The sequence below is a fragment of the Methylomonas sp. DH-1 genome (assembly GCF_046097555.1).
GTDB classification, from domain to species: Bacteria; Pseudomonadota; Gammaproteobacteria; order Methylococcales; family Methylomonadaceae; genus Methylomonas; species Methylomonas koyamae.
Window position 1 is genome coordinate 142818 of record NZ_CP143090.1, and the last position, 23989, is coordinate 166806.

The 23989-nt window shown below is 50.9% G+C and carries 20 protein-coding genes; 6 read left to right on the forward strand and 14 right to left on the reverse strand.

What is annotated here, in order from left to right; all coding sequences use genetic code 11:
- The first annotated feature begins 5 nt into the window (after positions 1-5).
- Positions 6-761, forward strand: coding sequence for an IS21-like element helper ATPase IstB (gene istB / locus VXJ35_RS23220; RefSeq protein WP_064023738.1), 756 nt, complete (start codon positions 6-8; stop codon positions 759-761).
- 18 nt (positions 762-779) lie between these two features.
- Here istB and ltrA read toward each other — a convergent pair whose 3' ends face one another.
- Complete coding sequence (ltrA, locus tag VXJ35_RS23225) at positions 780-2081, reverse strand: group II intron reverse transcriptase/maturase (protein WP_231879339.1); 1302 nt, start codon at positions 2079-2081, stop codon at positions 780-782.
- Positions 2082-2665: 584 nt separating this feature from the next.
- Positions 2666-3637 (reverse strand): conjugative transfer protein MobI(A/C), encoded by a 972-nt coding sequence (mobI, locus tag VXJ35_RS23230; protein WP_064023739.1) that lies wholly within the window; start codon positions 3635-3637, stop codon positions 2666-2668.
- 185 nt (positions 3638-3822) lie between these two features.
- Here mobI and VXJ35_RS23235 point away from each other — a divergent pair, with 185 nt between their 5' ends.
- The 4 genes from VXJ35_RS23235 to VXJ35_RS23250 all read left to right on the forward strand — a co-directional run bounded on the left by VXJ35_RS23235 (position 3823) and on the right by VXJ35_RS23250 (position 6428).
- Entirely contained in the window at positions 3823-4791 is a 969-nt protein-coding gene (locus VXJ35_RS23235) for a ParM/StbA family protein (RefSeq protein ID WP_064023740.1), read from the forward strand.
- Between the two features lie 294 nt (positions 4792-5085).
- The gene (locus tag VXJ35_RS23240; RefSeq protein ID WP_082881132.1) at positions 5086-5637 is read left to right on the forward strand and encodes a transglycosylase SLT domain-containing protein; all 552 of its coding nucleotides are present in this window, start codon (positions 5086-5088) and stop codon (positions 5635-5637) included.
- A 2-nt stretch (positions 5638-5639) separates the two neighbouring features.
- Positions 5640-5918, forward strand: a complete 279-nt coding sequence (locus VXJ35_RS23245) for a flagellar transcriptional regulator FlhD (RefSeq protein ID WP_064023741.1) — start codon at positions 5640-5642, stop codon at positions 5916-5918.
- Between the two features lie 6 nt (positions 5919-5924).
- The gene (locus VXJ35_RS23250; protein ID WP_082881133.1) at positions 5925-6428 is read left to right on the forward strand and encodes a FlhC family transcriptional regulator; all 504 of its coding nucleotides are present in this window, start codon (positions 5925-5927) and stop codon (positions 6426-6428) included.
- Between the two features lie 271 nt (positions 6429-6699).
- Here the strand turns inward: VXJ35_RS23250 and VXJ35_RS23255 are convergent, their stop codons facing one another.
- Genes VXJ35_RS23255 through traF form a run of 3 tightly spaced genes read right to left on the reverse strand, consistent with a single transcriptional unit; the run spans position 6700 to position 12800 of the window.
- A complete protein-coding gene (locus tag VXJ35_RS23255; RefSeq protein ID WP_064023742.1) occupies positions 6700-10374 on the reverse strand; it encodes a conjugal transfer protein TraG N-terminal domain-containing protein in 3675 nt (1224 codons plus the stop codon).
- Positions 10371-11819, reverse strand: coding sequence for a conjugal transfer protein TraH (locus VXJ35_RS23260; protein ID WP_064023743.1), 1449 nt, complete (start codon positions 11817-11819; stop codon positions 10371-10373). The genes VXJ35_RS23255 and VXJ35_RS23260 overlap by 4 nt, the downstream gene beginning before the upstream one ends.
- A gap of 33 nt (positions 11820-11852) precedes the next feature.
- Positions 11853-12800: a conjugal transfer protein TraF gene (traF, locus tag VXJ35_RS23265; protein WP_064023744.1), complete on the reverse strand. Its 948-nt coding sequence runs from the start codon at positions 12798-12800 to the stop codon at positions 11853-11855.
- Between the two features lie 108 nt (positions 12801-12908).
- Between traF and VXJ35_RS23270 the strand changes: the two genes are divergently transcribed.
- Positions 12909-13436, forward strand: a complete 528-nt coding sequence (locus VXJ35_RS23270) for a hypothetical protein (protein WP_064023745.1) — start codon at positions 12909-12911, stop codon at positions 13434-13436.
- 133 nt (positions 13437-13569) lie between these two features.
- Here VXJ35_RS23270 and VXJ35_RS23275 read toward each other — a convergent pair whose 3' ends face one another.
- The 9 genes from VXJ35_RS23275 to VXJ35_RS23315 are packed head-to-tail and all read right to left on the reverse strand — an operon-like array spanning position 13570 to position 23953.
- Complete coding sequence (locus VXJ35_RS23275; RefSeq protein ID WP_064023746.1) at positions 13570-14520, reverse strand: S49 family peptidase; 951 nt, start codon at positions 14518-14520, stop codon at positions 13570-13572.
- Between the two features lie 5 nt (positions 14521-14525).
- The gene (locus tag VXJ35_RS23280; RefSeq protein WP_157198345.1) at positions 14526-15545 is read right to left on the reverse strand and encodes a hypothetical protein; all 1020 of its coding nucleotides are present in this window, start codon (positions 15543-15545) and stop codon (positions 14526-14528) included.
- 11 nt (positions 15546-15556) lie between these two features.
- A complete protein-coding gene (gene traN, locus VXJ35_RS23285) occupies positions 15557-18355 on the reverse strand; it encodes a conjugal transfer mating pair stabilization protein TraN (RefSeq protein WP_064023748.1) in 2799 nt (932 codons plus the stop codon).
- Position 18356: 1 nt separating this feature from the next.
- Positions 18357-19421, reverse strand: coding sequence for a TraU family protein (locus tag VXJ35_RS23290; RefSeq protein WP_064023749.1), 1065 nt, complete (start codon positions 19419-19421; stop codon positions 18357-18359).
- A complete protein-coding gene (locus tag VXJ35_RS23295; protein WP_064023750.1) occupies positions 19414-20580 on the reverse strand; it encodes a TrbC family F-type conjugative pilus assembly protein in 1167 nt (388 codons plus the stop codon). The genes VXJ35_RS23290 and VXJ35_RS23295 overlap by 8 nt, the downstream gene beginning before the upstream one ends.
- Positions 20564-21091, reverse strand: coding sequence for a S26 family signal peptidase (locus VXJ35_RS23300; protein WP_082881134.1), 528 nt, complete (start codon positions 21089-21091; stop codon positions 20564-20566). Before VXJ35_RS23300 ends, VXJ35_RS23295 begins: the two co-directional genes overlap by 17 nt.
- Positions 21078-21383 (reverse strand): hypothetical protein, encoded by a 306-nt coding sequence (locus VXJ35_RS23305; RefSeq protein ID WP_064023752.1) that lies wholly within the window; start codon positions 21381-21383, stop codon positions 21078-21080. The genes VXJ35_RS23300 and VXJ35_RS23305 overlap by 14 nt, the downstream gene beginning before the upstream one ends.
- Positions 21373-23772, reverse strand: coding sequence for a type IV secretion system protein TraC (gene traC, locus VXJ35_RS23310; RefSeq protein WP_064023753.1), 2400 nt, complete (start codon positions 23770-23772; stop codon positions 21373-21375). The genes VXJ35_RS23305 and traC overlap by 11 nt, the downstream gene beginning before the upstream one ends.
- Positions 23765-23953, reverse strand: coding sequence for an RRXRR domain-containing protein (locus VXJ35_RS23315; RefSeq protein WP_064023754.1), 189 nt, complete (start codon positions 23951-23953; stop codon positions 23765-23767). Before VXJ35_RS23315 ends, traC begins: the two co-directional genes overlap by 8 nt.
- Positions 23954-23989: the final 36 nt, after the last annotated feature.

The window sequence follows — 23989 nt, forward strand, 5'->3', positions numbered from 1 at the left end:
GGAAAATGTTAAGTCAGGAAACATTACGCAAATTGCAGGAAATGAAATTATCCGGCCTCGCCAAGGGTTTTGAGGATCAATTGGCTAATCCGTCTGCCCATCACTTATCCTTTGAAGAACGTTTCGGCCTGTTGGTCGACCAGGAAATGACCTTCAGGGAAAATCGTCGTCTGCAACGCTTATTAAAAGCGGCCAAATTTCGGGAAAGCGGCAGCCTCGAAGACATTGATTATCTGCCGGAACGCGGATTGGAGCGTAGTGCAATGGCCTCGCTCGCGCAATGCCAGTGGATCCGCCAGGGCGCTAACCTGCTGATGACTGGACCAACCGGAACCGGCAAAACCTGGTTGGGTTGCGCATTAGGGAATCGGGCTTGTCGGTTGGGCCTGACGGTAACGTTCCATCGCTTGCCATTGCTATTGGAAGACCTGGCTATCGCCCACGGTGACGGCAGTTTTCGCAAACGGCTGAATCAACTGGCCAAGGCGGATTTGCTGATTCTGGATGACTTTGGCATTGCTGCGATGAACGCCATCGGCCGCAGTGATTTATTGGAAGTCATCGAGCAGCGGACCGGCAACCGGTCGACACTAGTTACCAGCCAACTGCCGGTGGATCGGTGGCATGACTACCTGAGTGGTGGAAATTCGACTCTGGCGGATGCCTTACTGGATCGCTTAGTCAGTGGCGCTCACCGCATCGAACTCAAGGGTGGCTCGATGCGAAATCGGCGGGGGCAAAACACGGAGCTGAGAGAATAATCTTGCCGGATTCAGGCTTCAAATAGAACCCGCCCAATGGCGGGTTTTTTGTCGGAACAAGTGGCGGTTTTGCGATCGGAATGGCTGGCCGACAATCAATCGGAACTGGTGGCTGTTTTCAATCGGAATGGGTGGCGGGTTTGGGGTGGAATATGCACGCAGCTCACTTTTGATCGCGTGCAACGTTGCCCGCATGCGCTTCTTGATGGTTTGTCGCCCGATCACAAAGGCGCCGTTTTTCTTGGACTGCGTACAGAAGTGCGTGAAGCCCAGAAAGTCGAATGTCTCCGGCTTTCCCTCGCCCAGCCGCTTCCTGTCGCTTATCGCATGCCGTCCGAAGCGGATCAGCTGTGTTTTGTCCGGGTGTAACGTCAAACCAAACGCTTGCAAACGTTCTCGCATGTCCTGCAAGAAGCGTTTCGCCTCCAGCTCGTATTCAAAACCGAGCACGGTATCATCCGCATAACGGATAATCATCATGTCACCCTGGGCCTTTTGTCGCCGCCATTGATGACTCCATAGATCGAAAACATAGTGCAGGTAAATATTGGCCAAGATCGGCGAAACTACTGCCCCTTGCGGAGCACCCTGAACACTAGCTTCCCTATGGGAGCCTTTCATGACGCCGATGGTTAACCATTTGGCGATGAGTCGCAGCAAACGTTTATCCCCGATTCGGTGTTGAAGAAATCGCAGCAGCCAGTCATGGTTCATGGCATCAAAGAACTTCTGGATATCCGCGTCCAACACCCAGTTCACCTGCTTTCTATAAATCCCGGCACTCAAGGCATCCAACGCATCATGTTGGCCGCGCCCCGGTCGAAATCCATAGGAAAAACCCATAAAACTCTCTTCATAGATGGCTTCCAACACATAAACTACGGCCTGTTGGACAATTTTGTCTTCCAGACACAAGATACTCAATGGCCGTTCCGTACCGTCCGCTTTCGGGATCATCGTCCGTCGTGCAGGGCTGGCTCGATAGCTGCCTTGGTGTATCCGGGCATGTAATGCCGTTAGCCTCTCAATGAGATTGTCACCATAGGTGAGCCACGTCACGCCATCAAGCCCGGGTGCCGAGTTTCGCTTTAACGCAAAATAACTCTGCTTCAGTAGCTCAATCGTAATGTGATGTAGTAACGCGGTGAACTGTACATCCTGCTTTTGTCGCGCCGCTTGGCGCACACCTGCCAATCCATTCGACGCAGTTCCCCGGCTCTGAGTCCGGACTGCGGTTGCCTGACCGGTGTTCCTCTTGGGCAAAGCCCTTCCCTCCACAGCCTCCGCCAAGGGATAACCCTCTTTGTTCGGTTGCTTCATCGGTACTATGGCTTTGTCCGACTTCTCATCTGCGTGCATATTTATTGTTCAGTTTCTACCTTAATAAACCGGCTCGATTTGCCTATCGAACACAGATGAGACCTCCCAGGTTCCGTACAAAGGACTTCTCCACATGCTTGGGGTCTACGACTGCGCGAGGTCCGGAATCATGCTGGCCAAAACGCATGAGCCAATATTGCCTTCTCTTCAAGAGAACGAGATCGGCACCTCGAAGTTCGACCCATTTCGCAGCTCAATACCCAGCCTGTGGCCTCCCCTGTGAACGCTTCACGTTTACCCTCACGAGTAACCGTGCATCACTCGGGGCCGAGACGGTGGGCTAGCAGGTTGGTGAAAAACCATATTTCAGACACTAATTTTGCTCAATCGAACCAGCATTTAGTGGGAAAATAGCTTCATCGCCACTAAATATAGAGTCATTCAATGCCAAAAAAGAGTTTTTCACCAACCTGCTAGACCTTATCTCGTGGAGGACTTTCACCTCCTATCCTTTGCCAGCTTGTCCTGGCGCACTCAACTAGGGGTCGACAGGCGACCGCCCACCAATACGCATCAACTATCGCTTACGAGAAGTCAATATTTTGGTAATTCAATAATGTTTCTTTTATGCTGGATAGAATACAAATCATTTTCCTGATTCGAACCAGTTCTTCTTCTGTGTCCCGAACAAGCTGTGAAAACCATTCCGGCTCAGACATAATTATTTTTTCTAAAATTGTATAAGTGTTAATGTTTCGCGGCTTTTTGAAACGTTTTTTTTCAAATACCTTTTTCCCAACAAATTGGGCCTCAAACCACTCTATGCTGATTGAGTTGCTGCGATTGATTTTTATCCTGAGTCCAAGCGAAATTGACGGATATTCTAAGGCGACACTCTTTCGATTGTTGCTCCAATAATAAGTCACGTAATATTCTGCCTCTTTATGAAGAATTGCTCTCTGATTGATAATCCATTGATTAACTTGATTACATGATTGCCTGTCACTTTGACTCAATGGATCGCTTATATTTTCATAACCCTGCCCCCTCTCTTTTAAGGTCGAATGGGTTATATCATTATTACCGTAATAAGAAGTTGACTCATAGCTAACAAAATGAGCAATGATTTTTAGCAAATAATGCTGCAACTTCCTGATGCGCTCGATTTTGTTTTCAGTTTCAAACGCCAATATTTTCAATTCCATGGGGGCTTCGACTAAATAATCATCTATATAATAGATACGAAATCTATTTCTTTGTAGATTGAATTTTTTCGTTTGAACAAATTTGTATTCCTCCCATTTACCTATGCCCCAAGTAATAGCGAATCTATCGTTTGTCATTGGCCCTAGCTTAATACCCAATGGATAACGATCGACGCCAACAATTGTTCTAATCAATCCAGAATAGCTTTCCGTATATTGTTCAATGACTAAACTAGCCTGTTCACGCAGCTGATCAAGCTGCTTGAATATCCATGCGCATACTTCTGGAGGAGCTTGATAGCGATGGTCTCCATCTGTATGTGTCAAATTACAGTCTCCCGGCGTAGCCATGGCATTCACCTTCCTAACATGATTTGAAAAGCCACCATGCTAGCGGATCTAACGCTATAAACCCGCTGGCAAAGTGCATTTCAGATGCATTTAGCCAGCGGGTTCTCGCAACAGAAATTGGTAAGATCGACACGCGTCTATCATCAGTCGCCAAACCTTTCCATTACGTAATCAGGACTATTTTCATGTTTGTACTCGGTTTAGATATTGGTTATTCGAACGTTAAGCTCGCTTTCGGTGATCATCTTGCGCCACCAACCACAAAATTATTTCCCGCCGGGGCTGCACCTATTGAACACTTGCCCCAAGCAATCGATCGGGCGAGCGATACTTTACGTGTCACCCTCGACGGCGTCGCGTGGGGCGCTGGCATAAGTGTCAGCAAACTGAGCAATTGGAACCGCGCTCTACATCAGGACTATACAAACACCTCCTCTTACAGAGCGCTGCTTTATGCCGCATTACTAGCATCCGAACGTTCTGTTATCGACGTCTTGGTTACAGGTCTCCCGGTATCACAATGGCAAGAAAGGTCAGCTCGGCAAGCATTGACCAATCAGCTCAAAGGTGTTCACCAAATTACCCCGAAACGGCAAGTCGCTGTAGAACAGGTCCACGTCGTTCCGCAGCCAACCGGCGCCTTCGTCGAACAACTATTTACCACGCAAGACAGACGTTTAAGCAATGGCCGGGTATTAGTGATCGACCCAGGTTATTTTTCGGTGGATTGGGTGCTATTGAACGAAGGTGAAATTGTTTCTGCGTCGTCCGGAACCAGCTTGGAAGCTATGTCAGTGTTGCTAGACAAGACAAGTGAATTGATTTGCGACGACCATGGCGGCAAATTGACCCCTGAAAAAATTGAGGATGCTTTAAGATCCGGAAGCAGCAATGTGCTCTTGCTAGGCCAAGAGATCATTCTCCAGGATTATTTGGCCGCTGCTGCACAATCGATCTCGATGATCGCATTAGAAGCCATGAAACAATCTCTCCGCCGAGAGAAGGGTTCTGTTGACATCGTCTTACTGGCCGGTGGTGGCGCATCCCTTTATCAGAACGCAACTAAAGAATTTTTCCCCTTGAACCCCATCTTTACGCCATCGCAGCCAACACTTGCCAACGCGTTAGGCTTTTTCTATTTCGGGAGGGGGTGACGGTGAAAGTATTGGTGACAATCAATCCGAATGCCAACCCAGAGCTTTACGCCGATATCGAAAGAATAAACTCCCGAGATCGGGCGGAACGAGTACGGACGCTAGCAACCATGGCTGTTGTCATCTCACAACTCGGATTACAAAACTCGTCCGCCGTTGCTTATATATCAGCTAGTGATTTAGCGTCCGAGTCAACCTTAACAAAACTCAAATCGAGCTTAGCCACCGAAGATTGAAAACTTTTGCTATTGCATTTTTATATTTTTGTGATTTCTTAATAAGTAAGCCAAACATATGCGGAAATTGTTACTTATCTTGTACCTAGTTTCTTTGTCAGCTAATGCTTACTCGAATGCACTGATAAACTCGAATTGGGGAAGAATTGCCGCAGAAAAAGGGCTAGACCCCTTTGAATTGTATGCCGTATCATTAATGGAGTCATCGAAATACAGTTCAAATAACACCATAACACCATGGCCATTGGCCATCAACGCAGCGGGAACGGCTATTTTTCCGCGAAACCGTGGGGATGCTTTAAATGCCTTAGCACGTGAACTCGAAAAAGGAATTACATCGATTGATGTCGGATTGATGCAGATAAATATTAAATGGAACGGCTATCGTGTCAGCGATATAAAAAGTCTATTCGATCCAGAAGTAAACCTTCGGGTCGGCGCCGACATACTTGCCGAAGCCATTCGCTCAGAACCGCATGATAAAACTCTCGGATTAGGTCGTTATCATGCAGGTTATGGCAACGAGCCCGATCGACTGGCACGCGCATACACCTATGGAAGAAGAATATCGCTAATTGCCAATAGGCTTAGAAAATATTTCGGAGACTAACAATGACGGAGGCAATCGAAGCGTTCAATCTAAAGCTTTTATTGTTCATTCGAGAGTCCATGCTTGATGATCAATCCAGCAAATTGAAAATTTTACTTGGATTAGACAAGGAAACAGCACAGCTAATAAGCAGCATCAGTATTGACGAAGTAATTACTTTATCTAAATCAGGATTTTTGTTGTTCTCTCCTCGAATTAAATGTGATGAATTTAGAAAAATATTAGACTCAAAAGAACCGGACCCAAAAACACTTATAGAAATTCTAAATAGAAATGGATAGTTATTTATGAGCCACAACGACAAGGCGATTACGGTTTTCAATAGACATGAATTAGCTCTCACAATGATTAGAGCGGGTTTTCGGACGTCTATCGTGTTTATTCATACACAATTATCAAAACTGTTGCTGCGAAGACTTTACAAAGAATTGCATTTGAAATCACCAAGCTCTGGGTTGCTATCGTCATCTGCCTATGTCCTGTCCAATCGCAAGAATCAACTCTACGCAACCTTATTTATGAATATATACGCACAATTGCATGGAAAACAACAAAATTCTGTGGACGTACGGCTTGTGATCGAATCCTGGGATATTTTTAAAATGTTGGTACCAAAATATATGGAACTCGATATACATCCTCAAACGATCAATGAGGCGTGGACATTGACAAGGGACTTTCGGTGTGCGACAAATTATTTTGAAACCTGTCCTAAATGCGACAAACAATATTTGGCTTGTGATTACAGCCGCTTAGCAAAACGATGCCCTTACTGTAACGCTTCGCACTAATGCTAAAACTCAACAATCAAAAAATTCGCTATCTGCCGATCCGCCCCAACCATATCGATGATGGCCGCATTGCTTGCCCGCATTGCCGGCGCAGAATTGTGCCGTACGTGTATTTTGAGTACGGCGTTGCCATGCACTCAAGCTGCAGGTTATGTGGTGGGACCGTTCAGGTTTTTAGACGTCCTGCGAAGAAATTGACTTTAGTAGGACTAGTAGTGCGCATTGGTCTGGGTTGGTTGGGCTTTGCTATTCTTTACGTAATAACATTTAGTTAGCCTAACACATCACGAACATACTTTTCCGTTTCTCTAAAGGGCGGAATGCCCTTGTATTTGTCGACATTACCCTCGCCTGAATTATAAGCCGCCACCGCCAATGTTAAATTACCGTGGTAGCGATCAATCAAAAACCGCATATACTGCCCCGCCCCATCAATCGCTTGCTCCGGATCTTCTGGCTTTGTAACACCAAATCTATCGGCTGTGTCTGGCATCAATTGCATAACGCCTCTCGCTCCTTTTTCCGATTCGGCGTGTGAGTTGAACGTCGATTCCACTGCGCCCATACGGGCCAATATGCCCGATGGAAGACCGTATTGACTTTCCACTCGATCGAAAATTGGTTTCAAATGGCTAGGCAAAGTGTGATCGACTTTCGGTTGATGCGCAGTCTGTGAATCTACTGATCCGGCATCACTGTTTTTTTTTAAAGCGTCATTGTAGTTTCCGATTGATCGAATCAAGTCCGGTCTATTTTGGGTCGCCGCTCGATTAAGCAATTCAGCGATATCGCCACCAATAGCCGGGCCGTGTTCTGAATCCAATTTCTCTCGCGCGGCAGCCGTTCCTGCCCCGTCCCAAAGACCATATTCGGCTGGCCTTATTCCCACAACTGTTTCAGTAAGAGCTGCTTTATAGTATTCGAGCTGACTTGGTGTCAGTTGGTGAGCCACTTCGTTTCCTTTCATATCCCGCCACACGTCGATGGCTTGCGCACCCGCTTCACTAGATACGTTGTTGAAGGCTTTTTCAGCTGCCGTCAAATAATTGTCGCCATTGTTCACATTGTTCGACATGTTTTCGAAAAATGAATTGGCGCCTGAATAAGCCGAATTTCCAAGCATTTCTACATAATTTCTCGCACTGTAAAGAGTTCCTGCAACTGCGTCATAATTCATTTCGGCAACTGATTTACCCCCTCTTGCCAGATGATTAATCTCTTGAGCAAAGTACTTCGCCTTGGCTCCGGCCATTGCCGAAAATTCTTCATGCTTGCCCGCATTAAGTTCGTTAGTCTCTTTCGCATGAAACTCGCGTACGCTTGCGTCGCCGTTGTGCACGTCATTCCCGATTTCGGCCATCCGTCCATCGACCTGCTGCGGCAAATTGCCGGCGGCCCCACGCGGACTGACCACGCCGGCTCGATCGAATACCGAGTGCGCAGTGCCGTAAGCCGGCGCATCTGCTCGAAGACCGGCATTTCTGTTCGGGTCGGCATGCTGCCCGGTTTCAGCTGCGAACGAGTCGCGAAGTAATTCAAACCCTGCAGTTTTTGCCTGCTGGGATTCGCTTGGATTCATAGCTCTGAATCTCGCCGGCGAATGTCCGGTGAGTAATGACATGCCGGCCGCCGCGTACGCTTGATCTTTATCCGTAATTAAGCCTGACGCTCGCCAGTCACTGGCGAGTGTCTGTGCGTCGCCGCTTAACCCAAACCGCGTTAACTCATTATTCAGGCGGCTCATTAAACCGGGTTTTGTACTGATCGCCTGTCCGGATTCCAATGCGCCGAATTGTGCATTCGTGCCGAGGCGGCTTTGCATCGACGCCGTGGCGCTATAGGCTTCCGAAGCGGACAACACATCATTGGCAGACGATTGCAAACTTTGTAGTGTTTGGTTGTTAAGACCCAGCGACACAACTTCGCGGGTACCGGACTGCGCATCGGTTGCCACGCTGCGCGCTAAGTCAGTTTGAAATCCCGCATCTTCGGTCAAGCGCGTGGCCATATCGTTGGCGATTTCGTTTGAACGTTGGCTGTTTAAGCCGAATTGGCTTTGCAACCTATCGCTGATATTGGCTTGAAGCATGTCTTTTTTGGAGCCACCTTTAGAATTACCTTCGGCTCCATCGCCACCTTTTCGTTCCAGTCCACTGCCACCCAGCGCCATGGCGCCTGATAACACCGAGGCAAATTGATCCGAGGTCATATCGGTATCGCTATACCGTTGTGCGTACCCTGACCCTTCGCTGCGCATCAGCTTATCAGTTTCCGACGAACTGCTGTTGAGCCGGCGAGAAAATGAGTGCCCTGTCGATGCGTCTCGATTCGAGGCAAAACTGTTGCCGGCCGAATTCGCCAGTGAACTCATAAATTGAGCACCGGCCTGGCGCATATAGTTCGATGACGACGAAACGGCTTCGGAAGCCTCGCGGGACACATTGAAGGTCGGCAGCACATTTTCCGCGCCGGTTCGGTGCGTGCCTTTAAGGGGAGAGTGTTGATAGGCCGACTGATTGGCAAACACCGGGGCCGTCGCCAACACGGCAGGCGATCCTGCGCGCTCGTCGATATAATCTCCGCTCTGCATGCGGCCCATGAAATGAGTGGCGGTGACCGAGCCGCCGTAGACCAGCATTAAGGCGATCGCCGGCGTCGAAGACGCCAGCATGCCACCGATTGCTACCCAATCTTGTAACACCATATCCATTTGGTAAATCCCTTCGATGGAGGGAATATTGAAGCCTTGCGCATCCAAGGCGTCCATTTTGCCGAGAGCCGACATGGTGATGTACAAATTGATGACCGCCATGATCGGCATCCACAGTTGGATCCATAACAGCATTTTGAAATACTGGCCAACCATCGAAATCCCGGCAGACCCCAACATGACGGCGAAGACCATGAGCGGGGTAATGGCGTAACTGAGACCCTCTATCCAGGTCATCATCGGCCGGACGATCCGGGTAAACAGCGTCTGTTCTGCGGCCCATTGCATGTTGCGTTGCTGGATGGATTGATGGACCATGGCCGCTTTGTTCCACTTCAAGCCATCTTCGTAGCGCCCGACGATACCTTTTTCGAACATTGGCACGATCAGGCTCGCCAGCATGTAATCGTTCGCACTGATCGTGCTATTGGATAAGGCCGTTAACGCATCGCTGATCCGCGTGGACACGTCCTCCGACCTTTCGAGATTCAAGGTTTGTTGCAGTAAATCTTCTAAACCAGTAATGCCATACTTGGTAATGTAATCATCCAGCGCTGCATAGGCATCGGTACAGGTCAATACCGTCGGACCTGCGCCCAAATAGACTTCTGTGGTGTAGATTTTGGAATTGAAACGTATCGCCGTCATCACGCTCGCCGTACGCATGATCGCGTCTAACGTGGTCTGATTTAAATCGACCCCGGTTAACGTACATTCTTTTACGTAATTGACGAACGAAGCTTCCAGATCGACCTTGGCACTCGGTGAATTGGCTTTTCCCAGAGTTATCCGCGATAACAGGTTTTTTCGGACAGTAATTAAGGTATTGAGCGGATCCGCGAACCCGTGTTCGGTCATACTCGGTACCGAAAATCCTTGCTCAAACAAACGCGTCAAGCGGTAACCCATATTGGACAGGATGGAACCCGCTACCGCCGGCCCAAACGGCACATTGTTGACCACAACCACGTTACCCGAGTAGGCATCTTCAACCTTAACCGTCACACCTGGCGCAAAGAGGGCGGTGTAGATCAGCATCGACGCAAACACATCCTGATAGCGGATGCCACTAGCATTGAATTGGGTCAAACCACGCAGCATCACCATCGTCACCCCAAGCGATGCGCCGACGGCTGCTGCCCCTTTGTAATCCTCCGTTAACGAAATCATGGCGATCGCATTCAGTATCGCCGCGAGGAATTGGGAGTCTCCAATCGAAAATATTTCGTAAATCACTTGGTTTCCTCCTGAGTGGGATAATTGGCGGCGCTAGCGCCGGTTTGATCGAATGCCGCGTAGTTACGGGTTGGGGTGGCTTTCATGATGTTCGAGTAAAAGTCGACCACCGCTTTAATATTGCCGTATCGCATCGCCAATTCAGTGGAATCGTCTTCGATTTGTTGCCTAGCCACGCTTAAGGTATCGGCCAATTTCGCGGCGTACGCGCTATCTTCAAGTGAGGAAGCATAACGGGCGGCATCGTATAAGTTCTGGACCATCGCTTGTGCTAACTCCAGCGCGATTGCCGGCGCCGCATCTTCCGCAAACAATCTGGCCATACCGTAATCCTGTCTGGCCATGTTCCGGATCATCGCGGCGACGGCCCCCGGTACCAACTCCATAAATGCCATTTCATCGGGCGTTAATTCGCCGGTATTGGTGCCGAACTTGTAAACCAAACCCGGTTTGACGCTATTACCAATCAACAAGTCGGACACTCGTTTACGCAGCCCGACTAAGGTCACGTCTTTAATGACCGGATTCAAACAACCGTCGATTTCAGTCGTATCGCAATCGTAGATTTTGACTTTGTTATAACTGCCGCTACCCGAACCGTTTAATAGCTCTTTCATCCCGATAATGCCGTTTAAAACAACGACAGGATTGGTATCTCCCTGGCCGTCGCTCGCAGCGGACGGCTCATTAACAATCACGGTTCCACTAATGCTCATCATCGCTTCGAGCAAATCCACGCCGCCAAATTGGAACCAGCTTCTTGCATTTTTCTCATTCAAGGCTCGCCACACGAGGTTTCCCTGAATAATCTTCTTCATTTCGGTAGGCGCGTTGTTGGAGACCTGTTTAGTCGGGTCGCCTTGTGTCGAAGTGTTGGTCAGCGCCCCGAAGACATCGGTAACCCCCTTAGAAAATGAGATTTTCGATTTTTTCATATTCTCGGTGACCGATGCCGGTAACAAGCTGGTGGCATCGTTCACAATGCCTTGAGCCAACTGACACGAATTCGAGAACATTTGATTAAGGTCCTGGATCCGTTTTTGCAGGCCGGACATAAGAACTCCGCACTGATTACACATCGCATCGATAGCCAATTGAAAGGCATAACCCGTTGCGTTGGCGGCGACCGAGCGCATCAAGGTGATGAACTGGTCCTTATTGATGAAAGAAAAGCTACCGCCAAATAAATCGATACCGCCACAACCGGCGCTAAACGAAGGGGGTTGAAAGGAAACCAAGTTGGTTTCCACAATTTTATTACGGGAGACTACGGATCCACCCGTAATGACCCCTCGCCTCTGGCCTAGGTGTGCGGTTGGCGTCGTGACATTGGTCATCGTGCCGAACATCGCATCCAATTCCTGTTGCAAGTCGGCGAACCCACTGGCCGGCAGCACTAGCATCCACGCCAGAAGGATGATTCGAGTAATACGCAAGTGCCCCATAACAGCTCCCAGTAGGCTAATGAATAATAACGGTTAAGGCAGCACAGGTTGCGCGCGCAATGCCTCGACCAATCGGCCAGGATCGTTCATTACCGATTCGGTTAAGGCTCCCGCCTCCGGAATCAAAAAAGTTGAATCTGTCACCCCGCGCGCCGTGCTAAATAGCCGATCCGATATCCACCCGGCGCTTTTGGCCGACAGCAATACCCGAGAGGTCAAATCATCCAGCGACACGACACCTTGGGCAATCGGCAAGATTTCGTTTGGCGGCTTCATTAAGAACAAAGCCGGAGTGGACATCACGCCTAACGCCTTCGCCTGTCCGGTATCCGATCTGAATTGCTTATAGAATCCGGACGGCATCGGCTTGCCGTCCAAAGACACCGGATAAATTTTGAAACCGAAACGCTGCTCCAACACCGTTAACAAGGGCGCTTGCGCTTCGCAAAAATGGCAATCCGAACGGAAAAAAAACAAAAGGCCCGCTTGTTTGGATATCGTCGACATGGCCTGTTCATTCGCCTGTGTCGCCATTTGATTGGCAGCATTGGATGCAAACGTGGCCAGCGGCCGGCGGTTATTCTCGTCCAGCCGCGGATCGGTCATAACCACCCTTTGTGCTACAGTGGCAAACTTCTGAGCTTTATCCATCATTACCCGTTGCAAATAGTAGTAAGCCGCCACGTTCTTTTCAGTGGGGTAATCGATGGCGGCGTCCTTGTAGTGTTCGAGATTTTTTCTAAACCATTCAGCAGAGAGGTATTCGGGCGGCCGAGGGGGTTCAGAGGGAGGATTAGGATTTGATGAAATCTTTTCCTCTGTCTGAGGCGGACTGGGAGTTTGCTCTATACTAGTGTCAGGAGTTGTTTCACGCCAAAACCATCCCCGCTGTTTGTCCAGAAAAAAAGACGGCTCACCCTCATCGGATCGAGCCGTCAACGGGAGCAGCAGGGACAGCAATAGGAGCAGACATGGATTCATGGTTTCATTATCTCGTTTTTAAAAATTCAAACCCGCTGGCTAAATGCCTCTGAAATTCACCTACTCAGGCCCCCTGGCCGTTTCAATCCCTTTTCAACGAGTACCCTGATGATCGATGACATGGAAATTTCTATTTCGAAAGATGAATACAGGTTATTACTGGAGTTTTTGTTCTTGGCTGACAGGTGCGTGCTCAGTGCAGAACGGAAGAACCTCAAGTCCACCGAGCCTTATCGCGCGCTGATCGAAAAACTTTTGAGCTACGCCGAACGGTTCCAATGTGCCGATTTGGTCGTCGATATCCCCGGACTCCCTCACCGAATGGTGTCCGACTCCTTAGAATCAAAACTCATTTACAAAATCTTCAGCGAGTCGTTAAATGAGGATCAATTCTGGTTGAAACTCGCCCATGCTCTGGCAGTAAGAGACGTCGACGCCGAATTAGGCGCGATTCCTTCTCAGCCCCAAAGCTCACCCGGACAAACCGAATTGGATGAAATGCGCCTGTTCAAGCTGGCCGAAAAACTCCTCGAATGGCGTAACGAATTGCTCCGGAACGGCCTCAGCCGCTTAGAGTTACGCGCTCCGACGGCATTCGACGTGGTGAGCCCAAAAGGCCGATCCGACATCAATTAAGCGCGGCAATCACCGACTTATCCACAAAATCTGTGGACAAGCTTGTGACAAATCAGTCAATCATCGGCAAACGCCCCCACAATTCAACCAGTTAGAAAACTGTGTAATATTTGGGCAATCTCTCTGTCATCCCCTAGGTCATCGGCATAGCTGCAAGCATTGACACCAGACCCATCACGGTGGATATCGCCGAACTCGCGGTGGCCTGAATCTGGCTCAATTTACTGAACACATCGGCCGGCTGAGTGTAATCGACGATTTTCTGGAACTTCAGGATTTGTTCCGCCACGCTGCGGCGATCGCCCATACCATCGACCAAGCCAAGTCCTAACGCGTCTTCTCCGCTCCAGACCATTCCCGTAAAGAGATTCGGATCGTCTTTCAACCGATTCCCGCGGTGCGTTTTCACCACCTCGATGAATTGGTGGTGTACGTGAGACAACATGGTTTGCAGCTGTTCGACGGCTTCGGGTTCCGGGTCGGAGAACATATCGCCGACGCCCTTGAATTTTCCAGCCGTATACAATCGGCGCTCAACGCCCAGTTTTTGCATGATGCCGGTAAATCCGAACGAGTCCATTCGCACGCCGATCGATCCGACCATGCTGGCCCGATTGGCATAGATTTCATCACCGGCCACTGCTACGTAGTATCCGCCGGAGGCGCCAAGGTCGCTGATCACGGACACTACTTTCTTATCCGGAAATTTTGTTTTTAGGCGTAGCACTTCATCGAAGATCATGCCGGCTTGTACCGGCGTCCCGCCGGGACTATTAATTTCCAGCATCACAGCTTTCGCCTGATTCTGCTCGAAGGCGGTGCGCAAGCTGGCAATCACGCTATCGGCATTGGTTTGGCCGTCCGGGGCGATTTCGCCGCTAATACGCACCATCGCGACATGGGGTTGATTCCGGTTAGTCAGAGACGACCAATTGGAGTAGACGGACAGTCCTAAAAAACTCAATACCGCCAATAGCGATAGCGTTCTAAATGCGGTATTGATGCGCTGGGTTTGGCGCATGACATCCGCGTTGCTTTTGACGATTTCTAGCAAGGCGTTTACGGTAGTCGAGTTTTCGGTCATTGTTTTCACTCCAGAATTTCATAGTCAATGGAATTTCGGATATCCACCCAATAGCTCGGCTGCGATATCGCGAATAATCGCCCTTTCCAGGCTGCGAGGTGTTGTCCTTCACTGAGACACCAAGCGAATAACCAATGGCCGTCGGCCGTCATGCCGCGCAAGACTTGACGAGCTTTCGGGTTATCCCACGCGGTTTGTCCCGCATCCTGAAACTGATTCGCGGGATCGAAGATGGCCGGTACCGGTGGCGCCCGGCGGATTACCAGGCTGTGGGCCGTGGCCACGCTATCGTCTTTATCCGTGGCACTTTGCAAAATTACCGGGTAACCTAAGATTTCGTCGCGCGCGGGATCGCGGGGCGCCGGCTCCATATCGGCGAGACGCAATACTGCCCACAACGGTTCGCCGCCACCCGTCAGGCTATACACCCGCCAGCGTACGTTTTTGTCATCACCGCAGTTATCCTGGCACGTCGCCGTCAATCCGGCTTGCCGCACAGCGGTTTCGAAGCGGCGAATCATATCCAAGCGAGCAGTGACCGGGATGCTGAGTGAATTGGCATAGCTCTCGTCCATATACAAGCGGCCATACACTTTATACAAGTCGGCCGGCTTTGCAGAGGGTGTTAACAGGCTCAGTGCCAATCCCGCCATTCCGATGCCAGTGCTGACGTCCATTCCGGCCGGGGACAACGGTGCGCCAGTGGCCACCGCCCCGACGAAACTGGCGTCTTCGGCCATATTCCGTATCGGATCGGACCCACCGGCTGGTATCGCAGCCATTGCCTCTTTGCGGGTCTTAAACTGCTTGGCCTGGAATTGTTGATACATTAAATCCTGAACATCTTGCCTTTTACTCCGGCTACCGAGTACATCGCGAATTAAAAACGAAATTTGATGCGCTTCGTCGGTCGACAGCACTTTACGGTGTGACTCCGAAATCGCAATGGGCCGGGAGGCCGGAGCGCACGCCGTCAAGGAAAACACGATGGCGGCGGCTAGCGAGCGAACGATGGTTGATGTCATGGCAGTTTTCCTTAAGGTTTAGATGGAGCGAGACCTGGACCCATAGACCAGCCTTGCTCCTCCGCGTCTTGCCGGGTCTGGTTCATGTCGATGCCTTGCAACCGCAGAATATTACGGTCCGCCGTATTGCGACGGTCGCCCTTATAATTCAAATCGGAACTGGCGCCGGTCAACACGTCCAAATTGAGTTTTTCCGGGGTTTGCGCCGTCGGTAATCGCCCGGTACTGGTGAGAATACCAATCCATTCGTCCAGATGAACCTTGCTCCAGTCGACTTTTTGCAGTTCGCTGATTGCAATGCCTTCGCACTGGGGCGACTTAGGCGGTCCGAAGTCCTTGCCTAATTGCGGCCGGATTTGTTCCTGCAGTATTCTGGCCAACGGCGAGTTGAAACAACAATAGGCGTAGTTCTGTTGAACGCACATGCCCAGTATCTTGGAGCCGCAGTACTGTCCGACAAAACTACAGGCTTTCACGGCGTTTTTGGCCATCAATTCGTATTCTTTCTGCTCGCACTTGTAGATCATTTGCACGACCATGTTCAGAATTTGATAGATGGCATAGGCGATCATGATGACGTTGAGCATCGTCCCGATATAAGCCGCCCCTCCTCCTAACTGGAGGTTCGCACCAGTCCCTTGCAAATTACCGGCCGCATCCACAGCTGAGGACGCCCCTTGACTACCTGCAACACTGAATAGCGCATTCGCTGCTTGTGGACCAAAAATATCAGCAGTCCAGGAAACCATTTTTTCCATAGCCATATTCCGCAATGAACTGACCACATTAAAATACGCTGATTTAGAAAAGGTGGCCGTGCACTCGGAGCCAATGTTATCGACGACAGAATCGAGCTCAAGCAACACATTATCCCAGGCTGTTTTAATGGGGGTATAAACCGCCTCACCGGCATCGATCAAAGGGTCGCTTAAGGTTTGCCATGCCCCGCGAATCGGGTTGGTTTTATCCAAGCGCATGACAATGTTGTGGGTTTTACTGACCTTGTACATCAGATCGATGTACTCGCCGATGCCGATGGAGGTTGGCGATTTACAGCAATCGATTTCACTGGTCAGATTGACTACTTTGCATGACCCTCCCTTGCCCTCGAAGACCTTGCAGGTGGTCACATCTTTCGGATCGCTACAGGTTTTATCCATCGCCGCTTGTTGTGCCGAATTCAACGCGGCCAAGGCATTGGTAAAATCCTGGCTTTGTGTGCGGGTAATATCAACACAATCTTCGCCCATACAGCGCACCGTTTCGCCGCAGTCCGGTTTCACGGACGCCGTCGCCTTTATCACGCCGAATTCCTTTCCGCAATCATAGGTATCCTGATACAGCCAGCACTTTCCGCTAGCGCCAATCGTCCCGTCGACGCACTCGGATCGGACGAAGGCACAGCCGCGCGCTTCCAGGGTTGCGCAGGTCTCCGGCACCTGAGCTTCAATATCGCTGACGCACTGTTTAGTTCCGTCCGGCTTTGTCCAACACGGAATATCGTTGGAATTGCACGTCGCGGTCATGGTCGCTTTGGTGCAGGTTTCCGGAATATTTTTGAAAGGTGCGTCTTTGAAATTCGGTTCGCACACCCACATTTGCCCCACCGAAGTGGTGATGGCCATGCAATATTTGTCGCCGATCTTGATCCCGGCGTTGATATCACATGTGGTTTTCACGTTTTTGCAAATTCCGTCGTCCGCCGCCTTAATTAGGTTCTGGCAGGACTTGTCGTTCATGGTCCATTCGTCCCGAATAATAATTTTCAGCGGATCGTATTTCAGTCGGATTTGCGCAAAGGCTTCGCCGCATCCTGAGACCAACGCCTCCGCATTGAATTTCAGGATGGAATTCTTCCGGGCGTTGACAAAAGGTTCTGTCACATTGATGTTGGGATAGGCCTGCCAACTGGTCGACATTTCGCACTTGGGCGACGGTGCCCAGCCGTTGTAACCCGTCCAGACCAGCTGGTCATTGATATGAACCCGCATATAGTCATCCCATTGGGCATAGAGGATGGTCGCGGAAATGATTGCTTCCGGATGCTTCACAATGTATTGGCTGGACACAGTGGGATGGGCGCAGCCGCCGTCGCACCAGTAGTTGTCACCCACAATGCCCACCCAAAGATCCACGCATCCGTCCCCACAGGATGCAATTTTGGTTTCCCCTTGGGCCGGTAGAATGACCGGCTCTAGCAGTACATCGTGACTGGCGACGCAGGTATTGGTAATGGGAGGGTTACGCCGACAGGTTTTGTAATCCGGTTGCGTGCCTTTACCGGGGGTGAGTGTCGCCTTGACCTCCTTATTACAGTCGGTGAAATATTGCGAGAACAGATCGTGGTTCTGCATGACATAATCCGTCGTTCCCCAGATGGGATCATCGAATAGATTGGGATGCGCCCGATTCGCCGACTTGATTAGAGTCCGGTACGCTTCGCCGGTATGGCTAGTTTGGCTTTCCATGCTCGTTTGCATGTCGTTGCCGGCTTTGATGGTCGCTGCGTTTTTGCCGTATAACTGGGTGAAGGTCGTGGCGTTACCCGTTTCTGAATCCGGATACAATTCGCTGATCGGGACCGATACGTCCTTACCGGTATTGGGAAAAAGGACCAAGCTTTTTTGATCGGCGCTGAGTGTCGGCATTACAAACCCGCTGACGGCGCTTTCACCGGTCTGTTGTCCAATTTTGGCTGATTCGATCATAGTGTCAGCGACCACCGCATGGGTCGGCACCCAAATCAACAACACCATCAAGAAATGGCAAATGGCTCGGGTAGATGTGCGCTCGGAAAATTCGATAGCCATCTTAAAATCCTATGCAACAGTCAGTCCATCGCCACAATATGTAGACGTGGTATTCGCCGGAACCGGGATAAGAATGGCCTGCTCCCCATAGCAAATCACTTTCGCCAATCGCATGTTTGCTCTGGGTATCGGCCACTGGGTAAAACATGGTGGTAGCGTATTGGGATTTCGGAATAAACGGGGAAATCGTCCCGCCGCAGACGTGATCATCGCCAACGGTTCTATGGGCCAGGCCGCGCCGATGCAGTGCGGCCGTAGCTCGTGTCATCAACAAACTGCTTTGACGCGGCGCAATGCCTTCACCGGGATGGGCGTGACCGGACAACGGATAGATGCCACCCCAGGCCCCGGCGCACCAGAACATTTCGTCAATCGGCCGGCCGGCGGACGCCGCAATAGCATCGAACGAACACGCCGCCAATGCCACTGGATTGGCAAATAATACGACCTCAGGATTGGTGAAGAATGCCAATTCATCATTGTTCCAGGTCGGATCCAGTTCCGAGACATACAGCAAATCGAAATCTTTGTATCCGTCGGCAAAGCACCGATCTTCCCAGAATAGATCGAGCATGACGTATATCGGGAATGCGTAATAGTGATAATTGAGGAAGACTATTTCATCAGTGTCGTATACAACAGGCGACGAACCACCCCACAATCGCACATTCGACTGATTGATTTTTGTGCCGCCGAGCGTCGGCGCGCACCAAGGATTCGGCACCAACTCCACGACCCTGGCCGGACCCCAATAGCCCATGGTCATACCCACTTCCGGGATAAGCTCTTTGCCGTCGCAAACGCAGTAGACATTACTGGCGGCGGACGACGGAACCAAATCGTCGCCCACGGATGAATCGCCGCTACCTTTTGATTGCGGCGCGCGAAAATCCAGCACACCGCCGGCCAGCCGAATCGGAAACAAACATCCCCAGCAGATATCGGTAATCAATTTCCCTGACCAGAGTTCCGCGTCCGGACATAGGGCGTCCGCAGCACGTGACTGGCCAGAACACAAACACGCACACAGCAATACCAGTTGCAACCACGTCGCTGGTTTAGTCATGGCCTGCCACCGCGATTTCTCTAACTTTGATGTGCATGCCGTCTTGTTCGACAACGCTGGGAACCGCTTCGAGATTAAAACGTTGCCGCACGTCGGCGGTGAGTAAGAACACCGATTGTCCCAACCGTTGTTCGAGCGCATTGAACGCCTGCCATCCTTGGTCCCGTTCCAACCCGGTAATCAAATACGTCACCGGACGGCCTGTCACCGCCTTTCCCTCGCGCTCAGCTGCCGCGACTTGATCAGGTTGCGTGGCATCGAAGACCACCAGACGCTGGGTAAAAGGCAGTTGACTCAGCGGATTGATACGATGCCCTTGTCGGACGATGATCTGTCCTGCCGGGGTGACGACGTCTCTTGGCGCCGTCACGGTGATATCAATCAACCGCTCGCGATCTTGTCGTGCCGTCACGAGCGATAATAGTTCGGCTTTTTGCCAGAAATGGGCCTGTGCTTCGCGTTTCTTAGCTGCCCAATCGATGCCGGCCATTCGCGTCTTCATCACCTCGATCAAATCCAGCTCGGCGATAGCCTGCGTATCGCCGTGTACGCCCAGATCCACGACTCGATCATCCGGCGCCTGACGCGATTTTAACTGTGCCTCCAACCAGGCGATATCGGTAACCCCTTCCACCTTAGCCAGAACACGGTCGCCCTCCTCCACCGTCAAACTCGGCACCACCTGAATATGGGCATTCTGAAAACGGGTCGGATCCAGTTCGATAGACGGAACCCTCTGAGCATCCAGCGTTTGCGCCAAACCATGAATTTCGCGAATAAATTCCTGAACCCGCTGACCGTCGCGAATACCCCTGAAAACCACTAACACATCGTCTCGGCCGGCGGCCGCTTCGAATAGATTGAGCAGGCCGGTCCGACCCAAGGACGTCGAAGCGTACAGGACATAATGCCGGCGTTGATCACGCTTCGGCTTGGCGAAGGGTTGCGGTGAAGGCGCATGCTTTAAGGTTTCCAAGGCCAGCGCCTTGGCATTCGCGGCGTGCGGATTGGTGTCCAACCAGGCCGGACGCGGTCCTTGTTGAGCGTGCTGCATCAACGCCTTCGAACGCTCCAACCAATCGGTATCGGCGCCGGCCATTGGTACCGACCCACCGATCAGTACCGCCGCCACCGCTATGGGCTTAAAATGGCAACGCATAGACTTTGCCGATAATCTGATCGGGATGCACCACGCCCCAATAGCGGGAGTCGAAGCTATTCTCGGTTGTGCCTGTCACCCACAATTCGCCGTCTGTGACAATCTCGGTCCGAATAAACGCGGCGGCCGGTTGCTTTAATTTACCCGCCAACGCCAACCCTTCGGAGACCACGCTACCGTTCACTCGCGCGGTTTTAGTATCGACCGTTACGGTGTCGCCACCCACACCGGTCGCGATCTTGATCACGATGTGGGTAAACGAAAACCAGGGCGCCATGGCCATGCGTTGATCCGCGCCAAACGCCACCAGATCGTCTCGGCGAATGTCTTTGGCGTAGGTGTCGACCACGAACCAGCGGTGATTGCCGGGCAAACACCGATCTTTCTGATCGTCGATACCAATGCGAAACCGATTTTCGAGATAAGCACCGCCAATCACAATCGCGATCAGCGTCGGGAGGGCTTTTTTAAACCAAAATACTTTTTGATCGAGGGGGTTACTCACCGACATAGACATCCTCCGGCGCACCGACCACCATGTTCGCATCGACCACCACGAAACCGGAATCCACCAAATGCGAGATTTTGGCCTGCCATTCATTCATGGCCTGCTTGATGGCATCTTGACTGGCGTCTTTCGACAGATTTCGGGTCCACCCGGTCCGGTCTATCACGAACACCGGCGTCAATAAGTTCAGTTTTTCCAACTCGGTCGATAGCGAATGCCTTACCAGCCAATAGCTGGACGACACACTGACGGCAATGGTGGCCAAAACAACGGCAATCAATGATTTAAGCGACATGGCGTGTTTCCTGTTGTAGCAATAAATGGCGGATGGCGGCATCGGTCGAATAGCCTTGCCGTTTCAGATTTTTGATCGCGTTGACGTGTTCGGCCTTGGTCGAATACAGCAAGCGTTTGTAGGGATCGACCACCAGCCGGGCGATGCCTTGACCATATTCGGTGATAAAGAAAATTTCCGAGTAGACGCCGGGGATAGTGTGAACCGATTTGAGCAATTGGATTCCGCCATCGGAGAGCGGCAGACGATTCTCGTTTTTAATGGTGTCGATCGCTTCCGGTTTTTGGCCTAACAGATACATATTGGCCGAGTTCTCGACGATGGCTCGGCCGGTCGGCGAGCGATACAAATCGTTGACCGACTGGGTAATCGTCACCGCGGCACCGCCGTATTTTCGGAACCGTCGATAACCATGTTCAATGAAGGTCGCTGCGTCCCCCATACTCAATAAATCCCAGGATTCGTCGATGATCACGATCTTGCGCCGATCGCGCTCTCCGAGATACATTTCCTGTTGGATCTGATAGATCAATTGCAGCAACACGACTTGTTGTAAGTGTTTGCGCCCCTTCAATTCCTCCAACTCCAACACGGTAAAACTATTCTGAAACCGAACATTGTTGACGCCGTTGAAGAACCGGCCATATTCGCCGGTCGACGTGAAGGGAAAAAGCTGTTCGCCGACATCCTTCAGTCTTTGGTCGGATTCCGCCCGCAACCGCTGAGCGATATCGTCGACGGTCATCTTTTGCGCCATTTCATCCCACAGTCCTTTTAAGATCCGCTTTAATCCGGCGGTCTGAAAGTCGCTGAGTTTTTCGGTGGGCGCCGCCATCGCGGTAACCAATCCGGCCACCACATCGGCTTCGTCTTCCCAGTTTTGCACCAACTCGAAGGGATTCAGGCAAATCTGTTTGTCAGCCGTAAATTCCATGAATTCGCCGTCCAGCGTATCGGCCAGATTCTGATAGGAACGGCCGACGTCAATTACCCAGATCTGCGCCCCTTCGGTGAGATAATTGACGATAATTTCATTGGTCAAAAAAGATTTACCGGACCCCGATTGCGCGGCGATGCAACAATTGAAATTCGATCCGGAATCAAATAACGAGACATTGACCAGTTGTCCTGAGCGCGAAATAAAGTTGAGTACCGGCGAGCCAGTCCCCGACCAATCGGCAAACATCGGCAACAGCGGAATCGCGTGACGGGTTGCCATCGTGATATAGCGGTTACTCACTTGCACTTGGCTGAGTTCCGCGCCCAATGGCAGGCAATTCAGAAAATATGGCAAACTAAAATACCGGTCTTCGAGCAGCTGAAAACCCAGCTCCCGGTAATAGGTGCGCGCATTGGACACTGCTTGGGATTCTTCATAAGGATCGCAGAACAACACCATGCCGAAATAAGTGCGGATGGGGCGATCACCATCGTTCAGCGCGTCGAAGAGTAAGTCGAAATTGTGTTTTCGGATCGCTAGCTGCGGGACGATATTTAATAGCGGTCCCACCGCCTGATTGGCGGTGAATTGACGTTTGGTCTCCAATTTCATCCGTGTGGCTTCAGAATCCGGGTAATGCAGTGTGACGGAGATCAACACATTGTCCCGAATACCACGGGCTCCGCTCAGTAGATCCCCCAAATAGCTCAGGGCCGAGCCAAAATACACTTGATCCGGCAGCCGTTTGACCGATAAGGTTTTCACCCGTTTGCTGCCAAGAGTCACGCCGGTCTGATCGACCGCCAGTTCGTTATCGAAATCGAATAATTGTTCGCGGATCAATTTACGCGGATCGCACTCGGGCACCACTAGATCGTGCCAGCTGGCTTCGGGATGCCAATTCAACATCGTGTTCAACAGACGCACATACACGTCGGCCGTCAATGTCTTTGGCCTTAATCCACTCGTCACTAACGCTTGAAACGCAGCCAAGCGCAATTCCGACGCATGTCTCAATTCTTTCTGAGTGGGTTTTGCCCCCGACAACGGTATCTTCGCAGTCACCAGCACATGAAACCGCCTAACTCGTGTCGGCAAGGCTTTATCGATCGGATGCTGAGTGGCTCCACGCAGATAGTCCACATTGGACGCCACCAAGGCTTGATACAACGGATTTTGTTGCTCCATTCGGCGCGTCTTCAAAGTGGCCATCACTGTGTCGATATCGGGAGACGCCCATAGGCCAACCTGAAGCAAGGTGTCGATCGGCCATTCCTGGTTCAACAAAACGTTGATGCGATCGGCGATCGACGGATCGTTTCCGAAAAGCGGCTCGCACAAAAAACCGAATCCCAAGCTGGCGTCTTCTCCCAAGAACAGATTGTTATCGGGATCGAACGCCAACACGGAGAATAAATTGTCGATTCTGTGGTAACTCTGTTTAGGCATCGGGGTTTACGCTTCTGTTTAACTCTATCGAGTAAGGGTTAACGGTACGAACCTTCGCTTTCTTGTTTTTGACAAGCCTTCTGGCTCTTGCCGCATTACACGGCACCAGCTCGGTGCCATCGCTGCTAAAAACCTGGACCTTTAACCGGCCATTCTGGTTATTCCGAGGACTCACTTTCATGACCCATCCTGAAAGTCAGATGGCGGTTTCCCGCCG

What these genes read in the sequence shown, in the direction of transcription:
- istB (WP_064023738.1), top strand. Translation starts at nt 6, where the DNA reads ATGTTAAGTCAGGAAACATTACGCAAATTGCAGGAAATGAAATTATCC.
- ltrA (WP_231879339.1), bottom strand. Translation starts at nt 2,081, where the DNA reads ATGAAGCAACCGAACAAAGAGGGTTATCCCTTGGCGGAGGCTGTGGAG.
- mobI (WP_064023739.1), bottom strand. Translation starts at nt 3,637, where the DNA reads ATGGCTACGCCGGGAGACTGTAATTTGACACATACAGATGGAGACCAT.
- VXJ35_RS23235 (WP_064023740.1), top strand. Translation starts at nt 3,823, where the DNA reads ATGTTTGTACTCGGTTTAGATATTGGTTATTCGAACGTTAAGCTCGCT.
- VXJ35_RS23240 (WP_082881132.1), top strand. Translation starts at nt 5,086, where the DNA reads ATGCGGAAATTGTTACTTATCTTGTACCTAGTTTCTTTGTCAGCTAAT.
- VXJ35_RS23245 (WP_064023741.1), top strand. Translation starts at nt 5,640, where the DNA reads ATGACGGAGGCAATCGAAGCGTTCAATCTAAAGCTTTTATTGTTCATT.
- VXJ35_RS23250 (WP_082881133.1), top strand. Translation starts at nt 5,925, where the DNA reads ATGAGCCACAACGACAAGGCGATTACGGTTTTCAATAGACATGAATTA.
- VXJ35_RS23260 (WP_064023743.1), bottom strand. Translation starts at nt 11,819, where the DNA reads ATGGGGCACTTGCGTATTACTCGAATCATCCTTCTGGCGTGGATGCTA.
- traF (WP_064023744.1), bottom strand. Translation starts at nt 12,800, where the DNA reads ATGAATCCATGTCTGCTCCTATTGCTGTCCCTGCTGCTCCCGTTGACG.
- VXJ35_RS23270 (WP_064023745.1), top strand. Translation starts at nt 12,909, where the DNA reads ATGATCGATGACATGGAAATTTCTATTTCGAAAGATGAATACAGGTTA.
- VXJ35_RS23275 (WP_064023746.1), bottom strand. Translation starts at nt 14,520, where the DNA reads ATGACCGAAAACTCGACTACCGTAAACGCCTTGCTAGAAATCGTCAAA.
- VXJ35_RS23280 (WP_157198345.1), bottom strand. Translation starts at nt 15,545, where the DNA reads ATGACATCAACCATCGTTCGCTCGCTAGCCGCCGCCATCGTGTTTTCC.
- traN (WP_064023748.1), bottom strand. Translation starts at nt 18,355, where the DNA reads ATGGCTATCGAATTTTCCGAGCGCACATCTACCCGAGCCATTTGCCAT.
- VXJ35_RS23290 (WP_064023749.1), bottom strand. Translation starts at nt 19,421, where the DNA reads ATGACTAAACCAGCGACGTGGTTGCAACTGGTATTGCTGTGTGCGTGT.
- VXJ35_RS23295 (WP_064023750.1), bottom strand. Translation starts at nt 20,580, where the DNA reads ATGCGTTGCCATTTTAAGCCCATAGCGGTGGCGGCGGTACTGATCGGT.
- VXJ35_RS23300 (WP_082881134.1), bottom strand. Translation starts at nt 21,091, where the DNA reads ATGTCGGTGAGTAACCCCCTCGATCAAAAAGTATTTTGGTTTAAAAAA.
- VXJ35_RS23305 (WP_064023752.1), bottom strand. Translation starts at nt 21,383, where the DNA reads ATGTCGCTTAAATCATTGATTGCCGTTGTTTTGGCCACCATTGCCGTC.
- traC (WP_064023753.1), bottom strand. Translation starts at nt 23,772, where the DNA reads ATGCCTAAACAGAGTTACCACAGAATCGACAATTTATTCTCCGTGTTG.
- VXJ35_RS23315 (WP_064023754.1), bottom strand. Translation starts at nt 23,953, where the DNA reads ATGAAAGTGAGTCCTCGGAATAACCAGAATGGCCGGTTAAAGGTCCAG.